Origin of the sequence: Chromobacterium sp. Beijing (genome assembly GCF_021496765.1) — a bacterium.
Classification (GTDB): domain Bacteria; phylum Pseudomonadota; class Gammaproteobacteria; order Burkholderiales; family Chromobacteriaceae; genus Chromobacterium.
The window spans coordinates 4,153,208-4,175,764 of the sequence record NZ_CP053750.1; the positions used below are offsets into that span (position 1 = coordinate 4,153,208).

Here is a 22,557-nt window from a genome sequence, read left to right on the forward strand (position 1 = left end):
CTCAAGATGGTATTGAACATCGTTCCCGGCACGCTCAGCCTGGCCGAGCTGCGCCGCGTTTCACGTGAAACCGATCTGCAACTGCATCTGGACCCGTCCAGCCACGCCGGCATCGACGCCTCCGCCGCCACCGTGGCGCGGGTGCTGTCCGAAGGCCGCACCGCCTACGGCATCAACACCGGTTTCGGCCTGTTGGCCAATACCCGCATCGCGCCGGAGGAGCTGGAGCTGTTGCAGCGCTCCATCGTGCTGTCGCACGCCGCCGGCATCGGCGCGCCGATGGACGAATCCACGGTGCGCCTGGTGATGGCCTTGAAGATCAACTCGCTGGCGCGCGGTTTTTCCGGCATCCGCCGGCTGGTGATCGAGGCGCTGATCACCCTGTTCAACCAGCGCATCTACCCGGTGATCCCGCAGAAGGGCTCGGTGGGCGCGTCCGGCGATCTGGCGCCGCTGTCGCATATGAGCGCGGTGCTGATCGGCGAGGGCGAAGCCTTCGTCAACGGCACCCGCGTACCGGGCGCGGTGGCGATGCGCTCCGCCGGCCTGGAACCCATCACTCTGGCGCCCAAGGAAGGCCTGGCCTTGCTGAACGGCACTCAGGCGTCCACCGCCTTCGCGCTGGAAGGCCTGTTCGCCGCGGAAGACCTGTACGCCTCGGCTTCGGTGGCCGGCGCGCTGTCGGTGGAAGCCGCGCTGGGCAGCCGCACCCCGTTCGACGAGCGCATCCACGCGGTGCGCGGCCACGCCGGCCAGATCGACGCCGCCCGCATCTACCGCGATCTGCTGGAGCATAGCGAGATCGAGGGCTCGCACGAGAACTGCGGCAAGGTGCAGGACCCGTATTCGCTGCGCTGCCAGCCGCAAGTGATGGGCGCCTGCCTGACCCAGATCCGCCAGGCCGCCGCGGTGCTGACGGTGGAGGCCAACTCGGTGTCCGACAACCCGCTGGTGTTCGCCGCCGACAACGACATCCTGTCCGGCGGCAATTTCCACGCCGAGCCGGTGGCCTTCGCCGCCGACAACCTGGCCTTGGCCCTGGCCGAAATCGGCTCGCTGTCCGAGCGCCGGATGGCGCTGCTGATCGACAGCAATCTGTCCAAGCTGCCGCCCTTCCTGGTCAACAACGGCGGAGTCAACTCCGGCTTCATGATCGCCCAGGTCACCGGCGCGGCCCTGGCTTCGGAAAACAAATCGCTGGCGCACCCGGCCTCGGTGGACAGCCTGCCCACCTCGGCCAACCAGGAAGACCACGTGTCCATGGCCACTTTCGCCGGCCGCCGTCTGCGCGACATGGCCGGCAACACCGCCGGCATCCTGGCGGTGGAATTGCTGGCCGCCTGCCAGGGCGTGGACTTCCGCGCGCCGCACAAGACCTCGGCCAAGCTGGAAGCGGCCAAGGCCGAGCTGCGCGAACAGGTGAGCTTCTACGACAAGGACCGCTACTTCGCGCCGGACATCGAGAAAGCCGCCGCGCTGGTGGCCAGCGGCTCTTACAACCGCTTCGTCGAAGCCGGCCTGCTGCCTTCGCTGTAAGCGCCGCCGCAGCCGCAAAAAAAGCCCGCCTGACGGCGGGCTTTTCTTATTCAACGGCCTTTAGAATACCACCGGCTCGTCCGGCCGCGCCGGCGCCGCGGATTGGCCGAAGATATCCTTCCAGCCGGTGTAGGCGGTAACGTACAGCACTGGGAACCACAGCAAGAGGCCCAGGCCCAGCGGAATCATCGCGATGAAGGCCAGCACCGCCAGCATCAGGCCGCTGACCAGCACCGCGCCCCAGTTGGCGAGGCCGGCTTGCAAGCTGGTGCGGATCGCTTGCCACGGGCCGGCCTGGTTCAGCGTCACCAGCGCCGGCGCGAACCAGTAAGCCAGGCTGACCAGGAAGATGGCCACGCCGCCGATGAAGGCGAACAGCGCGATGGGGCCGGCGATCACCGGGATCGCGTTGGGATCGCTCTTGGCCACGCTCACGCCCATCGCGCCCATCAACAGGCCCAGCACCACGCCGATGACGATCAGGATGGCCAGGTAGAGCATGCCCACATTGATCAGCGGCCGCAGCGCGGTCTTGAAGCCGGCGAACAGATCGCCCAGTTCCAGCTCCGAGCCCTGCTCGCATTTCTTCGCCGCCAGGATGAAGCCGGCGGCGAACACCGGCGCCAGGAAGAAGGACAGCGGGCCGCCCAGCAAGGGGATCATGTTGACGATGAAATTGATCACCAGATAGGCCAGCGCCAGCAGGACCCAGGTCAGCGGCTGCTGGCGGACGATGTAAAAGGCCTCCACGATCCAGCGCCAGCCGCGTCCGAAAGCGACTTTGCGCGGAGCGGGTAGGGCATCGAATGATTGCATCGAAATCTCCAAAAAGGTTGTGGCGATCGAGCCGGCGGCGCTTGGCCGCGTCGGCCGGTTCGTTTTTTTTCGCGGCTAAAGACAGAGCCAGACTGACAGCGATTTGCGTCGCGGGTTTCCCTGCCGGCGCGTCCGTCGCGCATTCTGCCCATTCGTCATCGGCGGAACCCGGCGCGGAGTCGCTCGCAGGCTTTTGATTCAAAATGCATTTTATGCCGGCCTGGGCATTATCTTGCAAAACGGCCGCATCCGGCTATTTTTCATGCCCCTTCATGCCGCAGCGGTATTCCGCGCGGCGGGGCGGTTGCCGCCAATGGTGAAAATCGGCGATAATTCCATGATTTTGCGACGGTTGGTCCATGCCGGAGGCATGTTCGGATGGCGCGGCCGTCGTCCCGGTTTCCACACAAGTCTTGAGGTTTTCCCGAAATGGTCACCCGTACCGAGCTTGCCAACGCCATCCGTTTCCTGTCCATGGATGCCGTTGAAAAAGCCAAATCCGGTCACCCCGGCGCCCCGATGGGGATGGCAGACATCGCGGAAGTATTGTGGCGCGATCACCTGAAACACAACCCGGCCAATCCCAACTGGCCAGACCGCGACCGCTTCGTGCTGTCCAACGGTCACGGTTCCATGTTGATCTACAGCCTGTTGCACCTCACCGGTTACGACCTCTCCATCGAAGACCTCAAGCAGTTCCGTCAGCTTCACTCCAAGACTCCCGGCCATCCCGAATACGGCTACGCTCCCGGCATTGAAACCACCACCGGCCCGCTGGGCCAGGGCATCACCAACGCGGTGGGCATGGCGCTGGCCGAGAAAATGCTGGCGGCGCAGTTCAACCGCGACGGCCATCAGATCGTAGACCATCACACTTACGCCTTCCTGGGCGATGGTTGCCTGATGGAGGGCATCAGCCACGAAGCGTGCTCGCTGGCCGGCACCTGGGGGCTCAACAAGCTGATCGCCTTCTGGGACGACAACGGCATCTCCATCGACGGTCATGTGGAAGGCTGGTTCACCGACGACACCCCGGCCCGCTTCGAAGCCTACGGCTGGCAGGTGATCAAGAACGTCAACGGCCACGATCCGGTGGAAGTGGCCACCGCCATCGCCACCGCGCAAAAGGAAAGCGCGCGTCCGACGCTGATCTGCTGCAAGACCACCATCGGTTTTGGCGCGCCCACCAAGCAAGGCAGCCACGATTGCCACGGCGCGCCGCTGGGCGCGGCCGAAATCGCCGCCGCGCGCGAAGGCCTGAACTGGCCGCACGCGCCGTTCGAGATCCCGGCCGAGATCTACGCCGAGTGGAGCGCGCGCGACAAGGGCGCGCTGGCCGAGATCGAATGGAACAAGCGCTTCGACGCCTACCGCGCCGCCTTCCCGGAACTGGCCGCCGAATTCAGCCGCCGCATGCAGGGCGAGCTGCCGTCCGGCTGGGAAGAGACCAAGGCCGCCGCGCTGGCCAAGATCGCCGACGCCGCCCAGACCGTGGCCACCCGCAAGGCCAGCCAGATCGCGCTGGAAGCGCTGTCACCGGCGCTGCCGGAATTCGTCGGCGGTTCCGCCGACCTGACCGGCTCCAACCTGACCAACTGGTCCGGCTCCAAGTGGATTGACCGCGACGGCCAGGGCAACTACATCAGCTACGGCGTGCGTGAGTTCGGCATGGCCGCCATCATGAACGGCATGACCCTGCACGGCGGCCTGCGTCCGTACGGCGGCACCTTCCTGATGTTCAGCGAATACGCGCGCAACGCCTTGCGCATGGCTTCGCTGATGAAGATCAATCCGATCTTCGTGTTCACCCACGATTCCATCGGCCTGGGCGAAGACGGCCCCACCCACCAGCCGGTGGAGCAAGTGGCCACGCTGCGCTACATCCCCAACCACCACACCTGGCGTCCGTGCGACACCGCCGAAACCGCGGCGGCCTGGGCGCACGCCGTCGAGCAGAAGACCACGCCGAGCAGCATGGTGCTGAGCCGCCAGAACCTGCCCTTCGTCGCCCGCGACGCGGCGCAGCTGGCCGCGATCCAGAAGGGCGGCTATGTGCTGCGCGACGCCGCCGGCGCCCGCGCGGTGCTGATAGCCACCGGTTCCGAAGTGGAACTGGCGCTGAAGGCGCAGGATGCGCTGGCGGCGGAAGGCGTCGCCGTGCGCGTGGTGTCCATGCCGTGCACCAATGTGTTCGACCGCCAGGACAAGGCCTGGCGCGACAGCGTGCTGCCGGCGGGCCTGCCGCGGCTGGCGATCGAAGCCGGCCACCCGGACTTCTGGCGCAAATACGTGGGCCTGGACGGCGACGTGGTCGGCATCGACCACTTCGGCGAATCCGCCCCGGCCCCGCAGCTGTTCCAGGCCTTCGGCTTCACCGTCGACAATGTAGTGGCCAAGACCAAAGCGCTGCTGTGATGTAAAGACAGGCCATTGCGAAAGCAATGGCCTTTTGTTCGCCGTTTCATGTAGTGGACGCACTACACAACACGCGGAGCGCCGGCCGGGAAACCGGGCGCTCCGGATCGTCCCCAGGAGATTTAGAAGCATGACTATCCGCATCGCCATCAATGGTTACGGCCGCATCGGCCGCCAGGTACTGCGCGCCATCTACGAAAACCAGCTGCATGACGATTTCAAAGTAGTGGCCGTCAACGCCACCGGCGATCTCAACATCAATGCCCACCTGACCAAGTTCGACACCGTGCACGGCCGTTTCCCCGGCGAGGTCGAGCAGGACGACGCCCACCTGATCCTGAACGGCGACAAAATCCCGTTCTTCAGCACCCGCAACCCGGCGGAACTGCCGTGGAAAGCGCTGGACGTGGATCTGGTGCTGGAATGCACCGGCGCCTTCACCAGCAAGGAAAAATGCCAGGCCCACCTGGACGCCGGCGCCAAGAAGGTGCTGATTTCCGCGCCGGGCGGCGACGATGTCGACGCCACCATCGTTTACGGCGTCAATCACGACGTGCTGAAGCCGGAAATGACCGTGGTGTCCAACGCCAGCTGCACCACCAACTGCCTGGCCCCGGTGGCCAAGGCGCTGCACCAGGCCATCGGCATCAAGAAAGGCCTGATGACCACCATTCACGCCTTCACCAACGACCAGGTACTGACCGACGTCAAGCACAAGGACCTGCGCCGCGCCCGCTCCGCCACCGACAATATGATTCCGACCAAGACCGGCGCGGCCAAGGCCGTGGGCCTGGTGTTGCCGGAGCTGAAGGGCAAGCTGGACGGTTTCTCGGTGCGCGTGCCCACCATCAACGTCTCGCTGGTGGACCTGACTTTCAGCGCCGCGCGCGACACCACCAAGGACGAGGTCAACGACATCCTGAAGGAAGCGTCCAACGGCGCGATGAAGGGCATCCTGGGCTACAACACCCTGCCGCTGGTGTCCGGCGACTTCAACCACACCGAGGAAGCCTCCACCTTCGATTCGACGCTGACCAAGGTGACCGGCGGCAATATGGTGAAAGTGCTGGCCTGGTACGACAATGAATGGGGTTTCAGCTGCCAGATGCTGCGTACCGCGCGCGCGATGTTCGCTTGCTGACGACGAAGTGATCCAGGAAATCCGGGCCGGCATGCGTTGCCGGCCCGGATTTTTTGCGTCCGCTAGCGCGGGCGCTACATCCACCGGCATTTGATTGGTGTTAAGGTAGGGCCGTTTTTTTGGCATACACTGGCCGGGCGATCGCCGATATCGCCCCCCGCTGAACCGCCGTCACAGGAGAGCAGCATGCGACAGAACCAAGCATTGTCCCGCCCGGAAAAATGGGTTCGGCTGGCCTCCTGGCTGGTGGCTTTGGTGTTCGCGGGCTTTCTGTCCAATCTGGGCGAGCTGGTGATCCGCGATCTGTTCTACGTGCCGGACGGCGGCCCGCCGCAGCTGGAAACGCTGCAGCGGCAGGCCGGCATCGAGCCGCTGCGGCAGCGGCAGCAGGTCTTGCAGCGCCAGAACGACGCGCAGCGCGCCCAGCTGGAAAACCTCGGCGCCACCCGCGAGCAGCTGGAGCGCAATTACCAGACTCAGCGCAAGGGCCTGGCCAACTGGCTGGCCAGCCGCGCCGCCAGCGCCGATCCGCAGCAAAGCGCCGAAGTCAGCCGCCGCACCCGGGAACTGGACGCCCTGCAGGCGCAGATCCTGCAATGGCAGCAGAAGGAAGACCGGGCGAGCGACGGCCTGCGCGCGCTGGAGCGGAGCCGGCAAACGCTGCAAGAAGAGATCGCCCGGGTGGATGCCGTCGCCCAGGACCGTTACCAGCAGGCCTACCAGCGTTTCGAGTTGAAAGTCTTCCTGCTGCGGCTGGCGGTGATCCTGCCGCTGCTCTTGCTGGCGGTATGGCTGTTCAGCCGCTATCGGACGCATCGTTACTGGTTCTTCGTTTACGGCTTCGGCCTGTTCGCGCTGTTCGCCTTCTTCGTCGAACTGCTGCCCTATCTGCCCAATTTCGGCGGCTATGTGCGGCTGGCCGTCGGCATCGCGCTGACGGTGTTCGCCGGCCTGCGCATGATTCAGGCCTTCCAGCGCTACGCCGAGAAAAAGCGCGCCGAGCTGCAGCAAAGCCAGAGCGAGCGCGCGCGCCACGTGGCCTACGCCCAGGCCTTGGGCGCCTACCAGAAGAAAACTTGCCCGTCCTGCGACCATCAATACAATATTGCCGGCGACGACGCCGACTACTGCGTGCACTGCGGCCTGCAGCTGTTCCGCGGCTGCGACTGCGGCGCGCGCAATTTCGCCTTTTTTCCGTACTGCAAAAAATGCGGCCGCCCCGGCGCCAAGCCGGAGCCTGCGCCGATGAATCAATCGACAAGCGAATCCAAACCCGAGCGAGCGAACGATGAAATTCAATAAACTTTCCGAACAGGCCCTGGCCGGCAAGCGCGTGCTGATCCGCGTGGACATGAACGTGCCGGTGAAAAACGGCGTCATCGGCGACGATACCCGCATCCGCGCCAGCCTGCCGTCCATCGAGCTGTGCCTGAAAGCCGGCGCCGGCGTGATCCTGATGACCCATCTGGGCCGCCCCACCGAGGGCGAGCCCAAGCCGGAAGACAGTCTGGCGCCGGTGGTGGAGCGCCTGTCCGGCCTGCTGGGCCGGCCGGTGCGCCTGGTGGCGGACTGGCAGTCCGGCCTCAGCGTGGCGCCCGGCGAAGTGGCGATGCTGGAAAACGTGCGCCTGAACAAGGGCGAGAAAAAGAACAACGCCGACCTGGGCCGCGCCTACGCCGCCTTGTGCGACGTGTTCGTCAACGACGCCTTCGGCACCGCCCACCGCGCCGAAGCCTCCACCCACGCGGTGGCCCAGTTCGCGCCGGCCGCCTGCGCCGGCGTGCTGCTCTCCGCCGAGCTGGAAGCGCTGGGCAAGGCCTTGCAAGCGCCGGCGCGGCCGCTGGTGGCCATTGTCGCCGGCTCCAAGGTGTCCACCAAGCTGACCATTCTGGAATCGCTGGCCGACAAGGTGGATCAGTTGATCGTGGGCGGCGGCATCGCCAACACCTTCTTGCTGGCCGAGGGCAAGGCCATAGGCAAATCGCTGGCCGAGGCCGAGCTGGTGGACGAAGCCAAAAAAGTGATCGCCAAGATTCGCGCCCGCGGCGGCGATGTGCCGTTGCCGGCTGACGTGGTCTGCGCCAAGGAGTTCGCCGAAACCGCCGCCGCCGTGACCAAGAGCGCGGCGGAGGTGGAGGCCGACGACATGATTCTGGACATCGGCCCGGATTCCGCGCAGGCGCTGGCCGCCATCATCGCCCAGGCCGGCACCGTGGTGTGGAACGGCCCGGTGGGCGTGTTCGAGTTCGAGCAGTTCGGCGGCGGCACCAAGACCCTGGCCCAGGCCATCGCGGCCTCGCCGGCCTTCTCCATCGCCGGCGGCGGCGACACCCTGGCCGCCATCGCCAAGTACGGCATCACCGACGACATCAGCTACATCTCCACCGGCGGCGGCGCCTTCCTGGAGTTCCTGGAAGGCAAGGAGTTGCCGGCGGTGGCCATCCTGGCCGAGCGCGCGGGCTGAGGGGAAAAAGGCTATCGGGATGAATGGCTTGCGTTACACTGGCGTATTCGCCGCCGTTTCATTCTGATGGCCCACCCGCCGGAGATATCCATGTCGCTCAATACCTGGTTGCTGTTCGTCACCACTGTGTTTTTCGTCTCGGCCACGCCCGGCCCCAATATGCTGCTGGCGATGACCCACGGCATTCACTACGGGGTGCGGCGCACGCTGATGACTTGTCTTGGCCTGATGACGGCGCTGGGTTTGATCATGTTCGGCTCCGCCGCCGGACTGGGCGCGGTGCTGGCCACCTCCGAACTGCTGTTTTCCTTGGTAAAATACGCCGGCGCCGCGTATTTGATCTATCTGGGGATCAAGACCTGGCGCAGCCAGCCGCAGCCGGTGGAGGAAATCCGCGAGGCGGCGGCCGGCAAGCACACGCCCTGGGGCATGTTCCGCACCGGTTTTCTGGTGGCGATGAGCAATCCCAAGGCCTTTATCTTTTTTACCGCGCTGTTCCCGCAGTTCATGAACGCGCAGCAGCCGCAGGGGCCGCAGTTGGCGATCCTGGCGGCGACGTTTTACGTGATCGAGGCGTCCTGGCAGCTGGCTTACGCCGGCGGCGGCGCGCGTTTGGCCGGCTGGCTGAACAGCGCGCGGCGCCTCAAGCTGGTCAACAAAGTGTCCGGCGGCGCTTTCGTCGGCGCCGGCCTGTTGTTGTCCGGCGTGTCCAGACACTGAATTGATGAATTCGCCTCGGGCCGCCGCGCGGTCCGGGCGCCAACCATGCTCCGCCCCGGCGGAGCAGTTTGCGGAGATTGAACACCATGGCTCTCGTTTCCATGCGTCAGCTGCTGGACCACGCAGCGGAATTCGGCTACGGCCTGCCGGCCTTCAACGTCAACAACCTGGAGCAGATGCGCGCCATCATGGAGGCCGCCGACAAGGTGAACGCCCCGGTGATCGTGCAGGCCTCCGCCGGCGCGCGCAAATACGCCGGCGCGCCCTTCCTGCGCCACATGATCCTGGCCGCGGTGGAAGAGTTTCCGCACATCCCGGTGGTGATGCACCAGGACCACGGCACCAGCCCGGACGTGTGCCAGCGTTCTATCCAGCTCGGCTTCTCCTCGGTGATGATGGACGGCTCGCTGAAAAGCGACGGCAAGACCCCGGCCGATTACGCCTACAACGTGGACGTGACCCGCACCGTGGTTAATTTCGCCCACGCCTGCGGCGTGTCGGTGGAAGGCGAGATCGGCTGCCTGGGCAGCCTGGAAACCGGCATGGCCGGCGAAGAAGACGGCGTGGGCGCCGAAGGCGTGCTGGACCACAGCCAGCTGCTGACCGATCCGGAAGAAGCCGCCCAGTTCGTCAAGGACACCGGCGTGGACGCGTTGGCCATCGCCATCGGCACCAGCCACGGCGCTTACAAATTCAGCAAGAAGCCCACCGGCGACGTACTGCGCATCGACCGCATCAAGGAAATCCACGCCCGCATCCCCAACACCCACCTGGTGATGCACGGCTCCTCCAGCGTGCCGCAGGAATGGCTGCAGATCATCAACGAGTTCGGCGGCGATCTGGGCGAAACCTACGGCGTGCCGGTGGAAGAGATCGTGGAAGGTATCAAGCACGGCGTGCGCAAGGTCAATATCGACACCGACCTGCGCCTGGCCTCCACCGGCGCCATCCGCCGCTTCCTGGCCCAGCATCCGGCCGAGTTCGATCCGCGCAAATACCTGAAAGTGTCCACCGACGCGATGCGCGACATCTGTATCGCCCGCTACGAAGCCTTCGGCTCCGCCGGTCAGGCCAGCAAGATCAAGGCGATCAACCTGGACGCCATGGCCAATAAATACCTGAAGGGCGAGCTGGCGCAGATCGTTAAGTAAGGCCAAGTTCTTCTTCTTGGATCAGCCCGCCGCGAGCGGGCTTTTTTGCGGGCGGGCGCCTAGCCACCTTGACGTATTGGAGGCCCGGCGCGGATTGCTTACACTGCGGTATCCGCTCAACTGCGCAGAGGCAGGCGATGAAACTGAATCTTTTGTATTTTGCCCGCTTGCGGGACGAGTTCGGCCTGGAGAGCGAACATTTGGACAGCGACGCGGCCACGGTGGAGGAACTGCTGGTGGAGTTGCGGCTGCGCGGCGAGGCCTGGTCGCGGGAACTGGCCGCCGACCGGGTGTTCCGCGTGGCGGTGAACCAGCAGATGGCGCGGTTGGACTCCGTTCTGAGCGACGGCGACGAAGTGGCGGTGTTCCCGCCGGTGACCGGAGGATGAGCATGGACGCGTTCACGGTGCGGGTGCAGCCGCAGCGTTTCAGCGCCGGCGTGGAAATCGACGCGCTGTCCGGCAACCCGGCCTGCGGCGCGGTGGTCAGCTTCAGCGGGCTGGTGCGCGATTACGGCGACAGCCGCGATGTGACGGCGCTGGAGCTGGAGCATTATCCGGGCATGACCGAAAAGGCCTTGGAGGCCATCGTGGAGGAAGCGCGCCGGCGTTGGCCGCTGCAGGCGGCCACCGTCATCCATCGCGTGGGGCGGCTGGCGCTGGGCGAGCCCATCGTGCTGGTGGCGGTGGCCAGCAGCCACCGCCGCGACGCCTTCGCCGCCGCGGAATTCCTGATGGACTATCTGAAGCAGGACGCGCCGTTCTGGAAAAAGGAAATCCTGGCGGACGGCCGCGAGCGCTGGGTGGAGGCCAAACACAGCGACGCCCAGGCGGCGGAACGCTGGCAATGAGCCACCAGGCGCTGATTCTGGCCGGCGGCCGCGCCACGCGCATGGGCGGCGCCGACAAGGGCCTGGTGATATTGTCCGGGCGGCCGCTGCTGGCGCACGCCTTGTCCGCCTTGTCCGCGCAGACGCCGCCGCCCGAACGGGTGTGGATCTCGGCCAATCGCAATCTGGACGTGTACGCCGGCTTTGGCTGCCCGCTGCTGCCGGACAGTCTGCCGGATTATCCGGGGCCGCTGGCCGGGGTGCTGGCGGCTCTGGAGCGCGAGGACGGCGGGGTCTGGCTGGTGATGCCTTGCGACGCGGTGCGGCTGCCGGCCGATTTCTCGCGCCGGCTGCTGGCGGAAGTGGCGAGCGGCCGCCAGGCCGCCAGCGCGCGCGACCGCGAAGGCTGGCATCCCAGCCTGCTGGCGCTGGGGCCCGGCCTCCGCGCCGGGCTGGCCGCCTATCTGGCCGGCGGCGGCCGTTCCATCCGTGGTTGGCTGGCCGGTCTTAACCATGTCGAAGTCGGCTTCGACCATCTCTTTCCCAATCTCAACACTGCGGATGCGCTGGCGGCGCTGGAGTCGGAGCCGCGCGCCGACTGAGGCCGCATGGCGATTTGTTTCGCATCATGAAAGTTTTAACTCTTTGTCATTTTGTTTTGCTATAGTGCGCGCGATCGGAGCGTCCATCGCGGTCCATGGCAGTGGACGGACGTCTCCTCATTCGGTCGCGGCCGGCGGCGCCGGCGCGCGCGACAACAAACAAGACAAGGATGCGTTTCGTGAAACTGAAAACCATGAGCTTGTGCCTGGCGGCGAGCCTGGCGCTGTTCGGCTGTTCCGCCGGCTCCGGCGGCTGGGGGCCGGGCGACCAGAACACCGGCGTCTCGCGCCAGCCGGTGGCGGTGAAGATGATCGCCTTCAACGATTTCCACGGCAATCTGGACATGCCTGGCCAACTGACGGTGCCGGATCCGGCCGACCCGAGCAAGACGATCAAGATCAACGCCGGCGGCGTTGATTACCTGGCGGCCTGGGTGCAATCGCTGCGCGCCAAATCGCCCAACACCGTGGTGGTGTCGGCCGGCGATCTGATCGGCGCCAGCCCGCTGGTATCCGGCCTGTTCCACGACGAGCCCACCATCGAGGCGATGAATCTGCTGGGCCTGGACCTCAACGCCGTCGGCAACCATGAGTTCGACGACGGCCAGCAGGAATTGCTGCGCATGCAGAACGGCGGCTGCAAGACGGGCGCGCCCACCACCTCCTGCCAGAACGGCAAGTTCGCCGGCGCCAAGTTCAAGTTTCTGGCGGCCAACGTCAAGAAAAGCGACGGCGGCACCTTGTTCCCCGCTTACGAGATCAAGAAGTTCGGCGGCATCCCGGTGGCCTTCATCGGCATGACGCTGAAAGGCACGCCGGAAATCGTGTCGCCGGACGGCATCAAGGGGCTGAGCTTCCAGGACGAGGCGGCCACGGTGAATCAGCTGATTCCGCAACTGAAACGTCAGGGCGTGTCCGCCGTGGTGGTGGTGGTGCACGAGGGCGGCTATCAAAGCGGCAATTTCAATGAATGCAACGGCGTGTCCGGCCCCATCGTCGACATCGTCAAGAAGCTGGACCCGGCGGTGAAGCTGGTGGTCACCGGCCACACCCATCAGGCCTACAACTGCGTGATCGACGGCCGCCGGGTGACCAGCGCCAAGAACTACGGTCAGTTGTTCACCGAGATCGACTTCGTGCTGGACCCGGCCACCCGCGACGTCAAGCCCGGTTCCATCCAGGCGCAGAACCGGGTGGTGGCGCGCGACATCGCGCCGCTGGCCTCGGTCAGCAATCTGGTCAAGCTGTACAAGGATTTGGTGGCCCCGGTGGCCAACCGCGTGGTGGGCCAGGCGGCGGGCATCCTGGACCGCACTCCGTCCGCGGCCGGCGAAACCGCGCTGGGCGACGTGGTGGCCGACGCGCAATTGGCGGCCGGCGCCGCCCAGGGTGCGGTGGTGGCCTTCATGAATCCGGGCGGCGTGCGCGCCGACATCCTTCCCGGCGTCGGCGGCGCTGTGACGTACAACCAATTGTTCACCACCCAGCCCTTCGGCAATGTGATGACCACGCTGACCCTGAGCGGCGCGCAGATCGACCAGCTGCTGGAGCAGCAATGGAGCGATCCGTCCAAGGTCAAGATTCTGCAAGTGTCCAAGGGATTCAGCTATAGCTGGAGCCAGTCGGCGCCGGCGGGCGCCAAGGTGGACATCGCCAGCATCAAGATCAACGGCGTGGCCATCGATCCGCAGGCCAGCTACCGGGTGCAGGTCAACAACTTCATCGCCGGCGGCGGCGACGGCTTCACCGTGCTGACCCAGGGGAGCAACCGGGTGGGCGGCGGCGTGGACGTGGACGTGCTGGAGAGCTATTTCGCCAGCGCTTCGCCAGTGGCGGTGCCGGCGCTGAACCGCATCACGCGGCTGCCTTGATGTTCCGGCGCGGCTTCAGCCGCCGCGCCGCAAACCGCCGCGGGCGTCCAGCTCGCGGTACACCCGCAGCGCCACCCAGGCGTCGTTGCCGGCGTAGGCTTGTTGCGCCGGCGTCAGCGGCAGTTTGGACCAGTTGGTGGTGGACAGCTTCTTGGATTTGCGGAAGTACTGGCCGAACAGCCGCGCCACCGCCTGCACCGCGCCGACGGTGATGCGCGCATCGTCGCTGGAGAAGTGGTCAACCAGGTCCAGCACCCGGCCGCAGCGGATGCCCAGCCGCTGTTGCAGCAGCGTCTGGTCCGAACTGAGCTCGAAGCCCACCAAGAGCCGCTGAGGGTCTTCCAGCAGGGTTTTCAGCTCCGGCGCGCACTGGCCGTCCTGCACCGGGAACAGCCAGGCGCGGTCGTCGCAGGCCAGCTGGACCAGGTGGGGACCGGTCGGTTTTTCGCCCTTGTGGAAAGTGGGGCGGGATTCGGTGTCGAAGCCCAGCTCCGCGCAGCCGGCCAGGTCCCGCAACGCGGCGGCGGCCAGCTCCGGCGTGGCGGCCAGCCGCACCTGTTCCGGCGTCAGGCCGGCGAACAGCGGCAGCGCCTTGATCTCCTCGCGGGGAATTTGTCGGGTTGGCAACATGGCGGACTCGCTGACTTGAGGGTAATTTGCAACCTTACCGCATTTAATGACGATGGTCAGGCATAAGCTGTCATATTTTTTGACGGCACCAGCAGGAGATGCCCAACAGCGGCGGCAATATCCTGTAGTATCGTCGGCATGCCTAATTCTTCACGTTATCTTGGCCGGCAGGCAATCGTCGACCGCCAGCAGCAGCTGGTGGCCTATGAACTATTGTTCCGTTCCAGCCCGGCCAATTTCGCCTTGGTGCGCGACGATCTGCTCGCCAGCGCCGAGGTGCTGCGCAACGCCTTCGGAGAGCTGGGCTGCGCGGATGTGTTGGGCCAGTTCCCCGGCTTCATCAACGCCAGCGCCGATTTGTTGCAAGATCCCATCCTGGACCAATTGCCGGCGGAGCGGCTGGTGTTGGAAATCCTGGAAACGGTGACCGTCACCCAGGACTTGCTGCAACGCATGGCCTTGTTGCGCCAGCGCGGCTTTCGCCTGGCGTTGGACGACGTGATCCACCTGGGGCCGGATCAGGCGGCGATGCTGCCGCTGGTGGACATCGTCAAAGTGGACGTGGCGGCGGTGGAAGCGGAACGCTTGCCGGAACTGATGGCGCAATTGAGCGATTTCGACGGCATCCTGCTGGCGGAAAAGGTGGACAGCCGCGAGCAGTTCGAACGTTGCCGCGCGCTGGGCTTCCATTGGTTCCAGGGCTATTTTCACGGCCGGCCGGTGGTGTTGAGCAGCGCGGACGCGCCTTAGCGCCGTTTTCGCTTCACTGCGCCTTGATCGGTTTGTGGTAGGCCAGGCTGGCGGCGCGGGTCTCCGCCACGATGCGCTCGAACTCTCCGCTGTCCTGCAAGGCCTTCAGGCCGCGATTGAAACGTTCCACCAACTCCGGGCCCTGGCGGTGCTTGCGCCAGATCACCACGTGCAGCGGCGCCACCCAGAACGATTTGCTCTGCGGCTCCAATTGCTGGGCCAGCCGCGGCTGGAAGTTGCGGGCGATCAGGTATTGGCCCACTTCCACGTCGATGGGGAATAAGTCGATGCGGCCGGCCAGCAGCTTGCGCAGATTGGTGACGTCGTCCGGCGCCATGTCCGGAATCAGGTGGCCGGCCTTGACCTGCCGGTTGAACTCGTCGGAATAGAAGTTGCCGACCGTGACGCCCACCCGCGCGTGGCGCAGATTGGACAGATCGTTCCAGGGAAAACTGGCGCTGCGGCGCTGGAAAAACACCATGCGCGCATGCAACACCGGTTGGGTGAACAGCAGGTCCTGCTTGCGTTCCGGCGTCGGCGCCCAGCCGAAGCTGCCGTCCACGGTGCCGTTGCGCGCCGATTGCAGCGTGCGGTTGTTGGGGTAGTAACGGAAGGCGACGTCGACGTTGGCGCGGGCGAAGGCCTCTTTGACCAAACGCGACAAAATGCCGTCGTACGGCAGTTCCTTGCCCATATAGGGCGGCCACTCCTGGTTGGACAGGGTGATTTTCAGACGTGGCGCGGCCTGCGGCTGAGCTGCCGCCAGCAGGACTACAGCCAGGCTGCCCAGCAGCCAGCTGCGAAGTCTCATCATTTCCCCGAATCCTTGCTCGATCTGTGCGCGCGGCATGCGTGCTGCCCGTGCGGAGCGCGGCGCGCGCCGTCTCCGCTCGATATTGTTGTCGGCCCCAAGGGCCTATTGCTGAATCGTAGGCAGGTTTGGCGTCCGGCGTAAAGCGCTTCCATCGCCGCGGGGTCGGCGAAGAAGCGCGGCGGCGGCCGCGCCGCAAGGGCGCGGCGCCGCTTGCGCGGGCTTAGAGCCGCTAACCAAACCTCGCAGAGAACCTGAGCCAAGGCGCGCCGACGTAGGCAGTACAAGTCGTACGACAAGGAGGCGCAACGCTGGATCAGGGGTTTTGTTAGCGGGTCTTAGAGCCTGTTCAAAGTCTCGCGAGCAAGGGCGGGACAAGGCGAAAACAAGCGAAAAAGCGGAATGTACACGTGGTACATGAGCATCTTGAGCTTGTTTTCAACGCCGTATCGCCGAAGCACAGCAGACTATGAACGGGTTCTTAGCGGCCTTTCGGCGGGCTGAACAGCGCCGAGCTCGGACGCGAGGAGGCGGGCTTGCCGCGCTGACCCTGACCCTGGCCTTGCGACGAGCGCTGACCCGGCTGGCCGTTTGTGGCGTTTTTGGCCTGACCCTGTCCTTGACCCTGGCGCGGCTTGGACGCCGGCGAGCGATGGCCGTGGCCGGTGGGCTTGCTGTCCGGCTGGTGGCGCGGTTTGCCGCCGCCGCCCTGGCGTTGCGGCTGGCCGCGGCGGTTGCCGCCGCCCATCGGGATGGGTTCCGGCTTCACCGACAGATCGGCCTCGAAGCCCGGCACCGCGAAGCGCTCGATCGATTGCTTGGTGAGCTTCTCGATGTCTTTCAGGAAGCTGAACTCGTCCACGCAGACCAGCGATACCGCCTCGCCCCTGCTGCCGGCGCGGCCGGTGCGGCCGATGCGGTGCACGTAGTCTTCCGGCACATTGGGCAGTTCGAAGTTGACCACATGCGGCAGTTGGTCGATGTCCAGGCCGCGCGCGGCGATGTCGGTGGCGACCAGCACCTGCAATTCGCCGCTCTTGAAGTCGGCCAGCGCGCGGGTACGCGCGTTCTGGCTCTTGTTGCCGTGAATCGCGGCGGCGGGGATGCCGGTCTTGTCCAGTTTTTCCGCCAGACGGTTGGCGCCGTGCTTGGTGCGGGTGAACACCAGCGCCTGGAACCAGTTGTGTTCCTTGATCAGATGGATCAGCAGATCGGTTTTGCGGTCGCGGTCCACCAGGTGGATCTTCTGATCCACCAGCTCGTTGGTGGTGTTGCGGCGCGCCACTTCCACCAGCTTGGGGCTGTCCAGCAGACGATCGGCCAGGCCCTTGATCTCGTCGGAGAAGGTGGCGGAGAACAGCAGGTTCTGGCGCTTGGCCGGCAGCAGCGCCAGCACTTTGCGGATGTCGTGGATGAAGCCCATGTCCAGCATGCGGTCGGCTTCGTCCAGCACCAGGATCTCAACGCCGGACAAATCGATGTTGCGCTGGCCGGCGTGGTCCAGCAGGCGGCCGGGGGTGGCCACCAGGATGTCCAGCGGCTTGCGCAGCTCGCGGGTTTGCGGGTTGATGTTGACGCCGCCGAACATCACCATGGATTTGAGCGGCAGGTATTTGCCGTAGGTTTGCACCGACTCCTCCACCTGAGCGGCCAGCTCGCGGGTGGGCGTCAGCACCAGCGCGCGCGGACGACCCGGCTGGGTGGACGGCTTGCCCATCAGCAGCTGCAGCAAGGGCAGGGTGAAGCCGGCGGTTTTGCCGGTGCCGGTCTGGGCCGCGGCCAGCAGATCGCCGCCTTGCAGCACTTGCGGGATGGCTTGGGCCTGGATCGGGGTGGGGGTGGTGTAACCGGTTTCGCTGACGGCGCGCAACAGGGATTCGGCCAGACCGAGGTCGGCAAAGGTGAGTGTGGACATGTTTGCTCCTGCGACGGCCTATCGCAGTATGTGCGAACCAATCCAGGCTGACGGGAAAAAGTTAGGGATGCGATGGGCGCTTCGGGATGAAGCGCGCGCGACGCGCAAAGATTGGAATTGCGCGCGAGAGGCCGGAGTTTACCTTCAAATTGTCGGTTTGGGAACTTGTCGCGGCATTGTCATATCCATTCCAACGGAATCCTGAGCCGCGAAAAGCCTTTTTGACGGCCGATATTATTAATAAATGCGAATGGGCGAACTGGTATCATGCTGTCACGTCGCCGGGGTTGAGCGCATCGGCCCGCGGCGGAGAGATGCCCTGTTTTGATGTGTCCGCCCGGCATGGGCGGCGAATAACGCAGTTCAGAGGAAATCGGTATGCCTGGATCCGCCCATAGGCTGGTCGGCTTGATCATATTGTGTCCGGCCTTGGCGCTGGCCGCCGGCAAGGGCGGGTCGGAAGGCGGCCACGGCCGCGCGGCGGAGAGCGGCAGGATCGCAGAGGACACGGCGGAGGCCAATCCGCCGGCGGCGACCGATTTCAATTGCGAAAAGCCGGGCAATCCGGTGGAGGCCATGGTGTGCCAGGACGACAGCCTGACCCGCCAGGACAATCGGCTGGAAAAGGTCTACGCCCTGGCGCTGGAACAGGCCCAGCAAGGCCGGCCGGGGGCCGAGGCCAAGCTGATCGCCGAGCAGCGCCGCTGGGTCAAAAGTCTGAAGGACTGCGTCAAGACCGAGGACATGCATATGTGTCTGGGCGACGTCTACATCATGCGCATCACCCAATTGCAGGCGGCCTGGGGGCTGGCGCCGTCGCTGACGCCCTTGCGCTATGTCTGCAAGGGCAACGCCACCCGCACCGTGCTGGCCACCTTCTATCGCACCCACCCGCCCACGGTGAAGCTGGAGTACAACGGCTCCACCGCCATTCTGCATCAGGGCCTAAGCGGCAGCGGCGCGCGTTACGCGGCGCCGGGGCTGGAACTGTGGATCAAGGGCCGCGAGGCCAGCATCACCTGGCGCGGCGAACCTTTGGACTGCTCCAGCCAGCCTTCGCCTTAAGAACCTGTTTACGATCTGCTGCGCGTCGTCAGACGTCACACGGTGAGTACCGCTTCGTACCGTGTGTACACTCCGCTTTCTCATCCGTTTTCGCCTTGTCTCGCTCTAGCTTGCGAGATCGCAAACGCGTTCTAAGAGGCCGTTCATGGCGGCGCGCCCCGCCGTCTAGCGATTGAACGGGCGCAATGGCCGGCGGCCCCGTACAATGGCTTCTTTTTTCGCAAAGCCGGTTTCCGCATGGCCCTGTCCGCCACCATTTATAAAGCCAATCTCGCCGTATCCGACATGGATCGCGGCTATTACGCCAGTCATCAGCTGACGCTGGCCCAGCATCCGTCCGAAACCGTGGAACGCATGATGCTGCGTCTGGCCGCCTTTGCGCTCAACGCCAGCGAAACCCTGCAATTCAGCCGCGGTCTGAGCGCCGACGACGAGCCCGAGTTGTGGCAGAAAAACTATGCCGACGAGATCGAGCTGTGGGTGGAACTGGGCGAGCCCGACGAAAAACGGCTGAAGAAAGCGTGCAGCCGCGCCGAGCGCGTGGTGTTGTACAGCTACGGCGGCCGCGCCAGCGAAGTGTGGTGGCCGCAGATGGAGAACAAGCTGGCCCGGCTGGACAAGCTCAGCGTGTTTCGCGTCGAGACGGCCACGCTGGCGGAACTGGTCGCCATCTGCCAGCGCAGCATGCAGTTGAGCGCCACCATCCAGGACGGTCAGATGTGGCTGGCCGACGAGTCCAACAATGTGCTGGTGGAGCCGCTGAGGCTCAAATAAGGCGTAGCCAGGCGCGCAGCCGCTGCAGCAAGCCCGTTTGGGCCGCGCGCGGCAGCCGCGTCTTGCGTTTGAGCCAGGGCCTATCCTGATGGCGGGCCTGGGCGTAGGCGTGCAATAGCCGGCGGTGGCGCAGGGCGAGATCGCCGCGCTTCATCGCCGCGCGCTCACCAAGCGCCACCAGGCGCGCAAGGACGCTCGCCAGCCGCCATCGGGCGGGGTCCGGGCGGGCGCGGCCGGAAAGCGGGCGTTGAGAATATAACGGCGCAGCGCCAAGGGCGCCGCGTCATCATCCGGCAGATAGTCGGGAATGCCGCGCGTCGGCAGCGCGCGGCGGACGGGTTTGCTTGCGCTCATCGGCAAGGGCCTCGCAGTGGGATCTTGGCTGCATGCTAGGCTCCGGCGCGTAAAAAGCGGCTAAAGAAAGCGCGGGCGCGGATAAAAAGCGGCTAGTCGCGCCGCGGTCCGGTTCCACGTGAAACAGCGCCATGCCGCGGACTTCAGTCTGACGCGTCCAAGGTCCATTCATAGCTGCGTTCGATACAGGCCACCTCCACCCGGTATTGCCGATACCAGCGCTCCCGTCCCAGTTGCTGCGCCAGCACGTGGTCGGCATGCGCCTTCCAGGCGCGGATGCTGTCGGCGTCTGGCCAGTAGGACAAGGCGATTTCCTGGCCGTCCTCACAGGCGGAAACAAAGGCGAGGCAGCCGAAGTGCTCCATGGCCAGCCGGCGCATCTGCTGGGCGACCGCGGAGTATTCCGCATCCAGTTGCCGCGTGGCGGCGCGAAAAATCACGACATGCATGGAAAGTCTTCCTCGCATAAGGTAGGCGGTATCGGTATTGTCTCGATTGCCGGCGGCCTTGGCCAGAGCCAGTTGGACCGCCGGTGTGGAACCACCGCGGCAAGGGGAGCGAACATGAATCAGGGTTTGTTGTTGCGAGCGGCCGACGCTCGGGACGCCGAGCGGATCGCGGCGCTGCATGTCGCCAGTTGGCAAGAGCATTATCGCGGCATCTTGCCGGACGAATACCTGGATTTGCGCGCCGCGGACGAACGCCTGGCCATGTGGCGGGAGCGCTTCGCCGCGCCGGGCGCGCTGTGGGTGCGGCTGGCGCTGTGGCAGGATGAGCCGGCGGGCTTTGTTTGCCTATTGCCGGACGAGGCGCCGGAGCGGGGCGTGTATCTGGATAATCTGCATGTGAAGGCCGGGCAGCAGGGACGCGGCATCGGCCGCGCGCTGATGGCGGCGGCGGCGGCGGAGGCCTTGCGCGTCGCGCCGGGGCGGCCCTTGTTTCTGTGGGCCTACCAGGCCAACCGGGACGCCTGCGCCTTTTACCGGGCGCTGGGCGGCGAGGCGTCCGCGCCTTGCGAGGTGGACACCGTCGGCGGCCGGCGCGCGCTGGCGCTCAGTTATCAGTGGGACGATCCGTCCTGCTTGCTGTAATGCCGGTTTGCGCCGCGGCAACACCTGATCGCGCAGTCGTTTTACAATGGCGCGATGTCTACCCTCAACTATTTGCAGCATTATCCCGCCGCCTTGCTCGGCCAGGTGCAGGCGCTGCTGGATTCCGGCCAGCTGGGCGGCTGGCTGGCGCGCAAGTATCCGGAAAGCCACGATGTGCAGACGGACAAGGCGCTGTATCAGTACGTGTCCGAGATCAAGCTGCGTTATCTGAAGAACGCCGCCTTGCCGGCCAAGGTGAGGTACGACAGCCAGCAGCACCCGGTCAAGGGCACGCTGGGCACCAATACCTTTGTGTCGCGGGTGCAGGGCGGCAAGCTGAAGACCAAGAACGAAATCCGCGTCGCCGCGCTGTTTCGCGACGCGCCCTTGCCCTTCCTGCGCATGATCGTGGTGCATGAGCTGGCCCACCTGAAGGAGAAGGACCACAACAAGGCCTTCTACCAGCTGTGCTGCCACATGGAACCGGACTACCACCAGCTGGAGTTCGACATGCGGGTGTGGCTGACCTGGAGAGAAAGCCAGACGGCCTGATCCGCGTTTCCCGCATTGACAACAGCCCGGCTTTGCCGGGCTGTTCGCGTTGAGGGGCGGGTTATTTCTTGGTGATGAGCTGATCAAACACGCCGCCGTCGGCGAAGTGTTTGTGCTGGGCGCCGCGCCAATCGCCGAAAGTGTCTTTCAGCGTGAACAGCTTGACCTTGGGGAACTGGCCGGCGTATTGCGCGGCGATCTTGGCGTCGCGCGGCCGGTAGTAGTTCTGCGCGGCGATGGTCTGTCCCTGCGGGGTGTACAGGAACTTCAGATAGGCTTCGGCCAGCTTGCGATTGCCTTTCTTGTCGGCCACCTTGTCCACCACCGCCACCGGCGGTTCGGCCAGGATGGACAGAGAAGGGGTGACGATGTCGAATTTGTCCGGACCCAGTTCCTTCACTGCCAGCACCGCCTCGTTTTCCCAGGCCAGCAACACGTCGCCCAAGCCGCGCTGGGCGAAGGTCAGCGTCGCGCCGCGCGCGCCGGTGTCCAGCACCGGCACATGCTTGTACAGTTCGCCGACATAGGCGCGGGCCTTGGCCTCGTTGCCGCCGGGCTGCTTCAGCGCATAGCCCCAGGCCGCCAGATAATTCCAGCGCGCGCCGCCGGAGGTTTTGGGATTGGGCGTGATCACCTGGATGCCGGGCTTGATCAGATCGCCCCAGTCGCGGATGCCCTTGGGGTTGCCCTTGCGCACCAGGAACACGATGGTGGAGGTGTAGGGCGAGCTATTGTCCGGCAGCCGGCTTTGCCAGTTCTTGGGCAGCAGGCCCTGGTCCGCCAGCACGTCGATGTCGTAGGCCAGCGCCAGCGTGGCCACATCGGCTTCCAGGCCGTGCTGGATGGCCAGCGATTGCTTGCCGGAGCCGCCGTGCGATTGCTTGATGGCGACGTCGCCGCCCTGTTTCTTCCATTGCTCGGCGAAAGCCTTGTTGACGTCCTGATACAGCTCGCGAGTGGGGTCGTAAGAAACGTTGAGCAGCTCGGCGGCCAGCAGCGGCGCGGCGGCGCCGAACAAGGCGAGAGACAGCAGGGCGTGGCGGAAGGTATGACGTGGCATGGCGGTGTCC

Annotated in this window: 24 protein-coding genes; 16 read left to right on the plus strand and 8 right to left on the minus strand. The window is 65.3% G+C overall.

What is annotated here, in order from left to right; genetic code table 11:
- Positions 1-6: 6 nt before the first annotated feature.
- Complete coding sequence (gene hutH, locus HQN78_RS19230; RefSeq protein WP_107801298.1) at positions 7-1,536, plus strand: histidine ammonia-lyase; 1,530 nt, start codon at positions 7-9, stop codon at positions 1,534-1,536.
- Positions 1,537-1,596: 60 nt separating this feature from the next.
- Here hutH and HQN78_RS19235 read toward each other — a convergent pair whose 3' ends face one another.
- Positions 1,597-2,352 (minus strand): BPSS1780 family membrane protein, encoded by a 756-nt coding sequence (locus HQN78_RS19235; protein WP_227105849.1) that lies wholly within the window; start codon positions 2,350-2,352, stop codon positions 1,597-1,599.
- A 429-nt stretch (positions 2,353-2,781) separates the two neighbouring features.
- Between HQN78_RS19235 and tkt the strand changes: the two genes are divergently transcribed.
- From tkt to HQN78_RS19285, 10 genes are all read left to right on the plus strand, one after another.
- Positions 2,782-4,767 (plus strand): transketolase, encoded by a 1,986-nt coding sequence (gene tkt, locus HQN78_RS19240; protein ID WP_235085620.1) that lies wholly within the window; start codon positions 2,782-2,784, stop codon positions 4,765-4,767.
- Between the two features lie 130 nt (positions 4,768-4,897).
- The gene (gene gap / locus HQN78_RS19245; protein ID WP_048408492.1) at positions 4,898-5,908 is read left to right on the plus strand and encodes a type I glyceraldehyde-3-phosphate dehydrogenase; all 1,011 of its coding nucleotides are present in this window, start codon (positions 4,898-4,900) and stop codon (positions 5,906-5,908) included.
- 186 nt (positions 5,909-6,094) lie between these two features.
- A complete protein-coding gene (locus HQN78_RS19250) occupies positions 6,095-7,210 on the plus strand; it encodes a serine endopeptidase (RefSeq protein WP_235085623.1) in 1,116 nt (371 codons plus the stop codon).
- Positions 7,197-8,372: a phosphoglycerate kinase gene (locus HQN78_RS19255; RefSeq protein WP_107801295.1), complete on the plus strand. Its 1,176-nt coding sequence runs from the start codon at positions 7,197-7,199 to the stop codon at positions 8,370-8,372. Before HQN78_RS19250 ends, HQN78_RS19255 begins: the two co-directional genes overlap by 14 nt.
- Positions 8,373-8,462: 90 nt before the next feature.
- Complete coding sequence (locus HQN78_RS19260; RefSeq protein WP_107801294.1) at positions 8,463-9,092, plus strand: LysE family translocator; 630 nt, start codon at positions 8,463-8,465, stop codon at positions 9,090-9,092.
- An 86-nt stretch (positions 9,093-9,178) separates the two neighbouring features.
- The gene (gene fba, locus HQN78_RS19265; protein WP_107801293.1) at positions 9,179-10,243 is read left to right on the plus strand and encodes a class II fructose-bisphosphate aldolase; all 1,065 of its coding nucleotides are present in this window, start codon (positions 9,179-9,181) and stop codon (positions 10,241-10,243) included.
- 137 nt (positions 10,244-10,380) lie between these two features.
- The gene (moaD, locus tag HQN78_RS19270; RefSeq protein WP_107801291.1) at positions 10,381-10,632 is read left to right on the plus strand and encodes a molybdopterin converting factor subunit 1; all 252 of its coding nucleotides are present in this window, start codon (positions 10,381-10,383) and stop codon (positions 10,630-10,632) included.
- Between the two features lie 2 nt (positions 10,633-10,634).
- Positions 10,635-11,093, plus strand: a complete 459-nt coding sequence (gene moaE, locus HQN78_RS19275) for a molybdopterin synthase catalytic subunit MoaE (protein ID WP_107801290.1) — start codon at positions 10,635-10,637, stop codon at positions 11,091-11,093.
- Complete coding sequence (gene mobA / locus HQN78_RS19280; protein WP_235085625.1) at positions 11,090-11,674, plus strand: molybdenum cofactor guanylyltransferase MobA; 585 nt, start codon at positions 11,090-11,092, stop codon at positions 11,672-11,674. Before moaE ends, mobA begins: the two co-directional genes overlap by 4 nt.
- A gap of 179 nt (positions 11,675-11,853) precedes the next feature.
- Positions 11,854-13,545 carry a bifunctional UDP-sugar hydrolase/5'-nucleotidase gene (locus HQN78_RS19285; RefSeq protein ID WP_370646567.1) on the plus strand — a complete coding sequence of 564 codons (1,692 nt, stop codon included), beginning with the start codon at positions 11,854-11,856 and terminating at the stop codon, positions 13,543-13,545.
- Positions 13,546-13,560: 15 nt separating this feature from the next.
- On the opposite strand, the gene HQN78_RS19290 is transcribed toward HQN78_RS19285, so the two are convergent.
- Positions 13,561-14,175: a 3'-5' exonuclease gene (locus HQN78_RS19290; RefSeq protein WP_227105838.1), complete on the minus strand. Its 615-nt coding sequence runs from the start codon at positions 14,173-14,175 to the stop codon at positions 13,561-13,563.
- Positions 14,176-14,313: 138 nt separating this feature from the next.
- Between HQN78_RS19290 and HQN78_RS19295 the strand changes: the two genes are divergently transcribed.
- Entirely contained in the window at positions 14,314-14,925 is a 612-nt protein-coding gene (locus HQN78_RS19295; protein WP_107801286.1) for an EAL and HDOD domain-containing protein, read from the plus strand.
- A 13-nt stretch (positions 14,926-14,938) separates the two neighbouring features.
- Here HQN78_RS19295 and HQN78_RS19300 read toward each other — a convergent pair whose 3' ends face one another.
- Both HQN78_RS19300 and HQN78_RS19305 read right to left on the minus strand, forming a co-directional pair.
- Positions 14,939-15,739 (minus strand): ABC transporter substrate-binding protein, encoded by an 801-nt coding sequence (locus HQN78_RS19300; RefSeq protein WP_199225955.1) that lies wholly within the window; start codon positions 15,737-15,739, stop codon positions 14,939-14,941.
- A 478-nt stretch (positions 15,740-16,217) separates the two neighbouring features.
- Positions 16,218-17,651 (minus strand): DEAD/DEAH box helicase, encoded by a 1,434-nt coding sequence (locus HQN78_RS19305; RefSeq protein ID WP_235085632.1) that lies wholly within the window; start codon positions 17,649-17,651, stop codon positions 16,218-16,220.
- A 378-nt stretch (positions 17,652-18,029) separates the two neighbouring features.
- On the opposite strand from HQN78_RS19305, the gene HQN78_RS19310 reads away from it, so the two are divergent.
- Both HQN78_RS19310 and HQN78_RS19315 read left to right on the plus strand, forming a co-directional pair.
- Positions 18,030-18,716 (plus strand): MliC family protein, encoded by a 687-nt coding sequence (locus tag HQN78_RS19310; protein ID WP_107801284.1) that lies wholly within the window; start codon positions 18,030-18,032, stop codon positions 18,714-18,716.
- A 237-nt stretch (positions 18,717-18,953) separates the two neighbouring features.
- On the plus strand, positions 18,954-19,490 hold the full coding sequence (locus tag HQN78_RS19315; protein WP_107801283.1) for a YaeQ family protein: 537 nt from the start codon (positions 18,954-18,956) through the stop codon (positions 19,488-19,490).
- Here the strand turns inward: HQN78_RS19315 and HQN78_RS19320 are convergent.
- From HQN78_RS19320 to HQN78_RS19330, 3 genes are all read right to left on the minus strand, one after another.
- Complete coding sequence (locus HQN78_RS19320; protein ID WP_158274390.1) at positions 19,483-19,644, minus strand: hypothetical protein; 162 nt, start codon at positions 19,642-19,644, stop codon at positions 19,483-19,485. The two genes, HQN78_RS19315 and HQN78_RS19320, sit on opposite strands and share 8 nt — an antisense overlap.
- A complete protein-coding gene (locus tag HQN78_RS19325) occupies positions 19,641-19,844 on the minus strand; it encodes a hypothetical protein (RefSeq protein WP_107801282.1) in 204 nt (67 codons plus the stop codon). Before HQN78_RS19325 ends, HQN78_RS19320 begins: the two co-directional genes overlap by 4 nt.
- 143 nt (positions 19,845-19,987) lie before the next feature.
- Positions 19,988-20,293, minus strand: coding sequence for an antibiotic biosynthesis monooxygenase (locus HQN78_RS19330; RefSeq protein WP_227105831.1), 306 nt, complete (start codon positions 20,291-20,293; stop codon positions 19,988-19,990).
- A gap of 114 nt (positions 20,294-20,407) precedes the next feature.
- On the opposite strand from HQN78_RS19330, the gene HQN78_RS19335 reads away from it, so the two are divergent.
- Entirely contained in the window at positions 20,408-20,935 is a 528-nt protein-coding gene (locus HQN78_RS19335) for a GNAT family N-acetyltransferase (protein ID WP_158274389.1), read from the plus strand.
- Positions 20,936-20,989: 54 nt separating this feature from the next.
- Positions 20,990-21,487 (plus strand): M48 family metallopeptidase, encoded by a 498-nt coding sequence (locus tag HQN78_RS19340; RefSeq protein WP_107801279.1) that lies wholly within the window; start codon positions 20,990-20,992, stop codon positions 21,485-21,487.
- A gap of 61 nt (positions 21,488-21,548) precedes the next feature.
- On the opposite strand, the gene HQN78_RS19345 is transcribed toward HQN78_RS19340, so the two are convergent.
- On the minus strand, positions 21,549-22,547 hold the full coding sequence (locus HQN78_RS19345; protein WP_235085634.1) for a sulfate ABC transporter substrate-binding protein: 999 nt from the start codon (positions 22,545-22,547) through the stop codon (positions 21,549-21,551).
- Between the last annotated feature and the right edge of the window lie 10 nt (positions 22,548-22,557).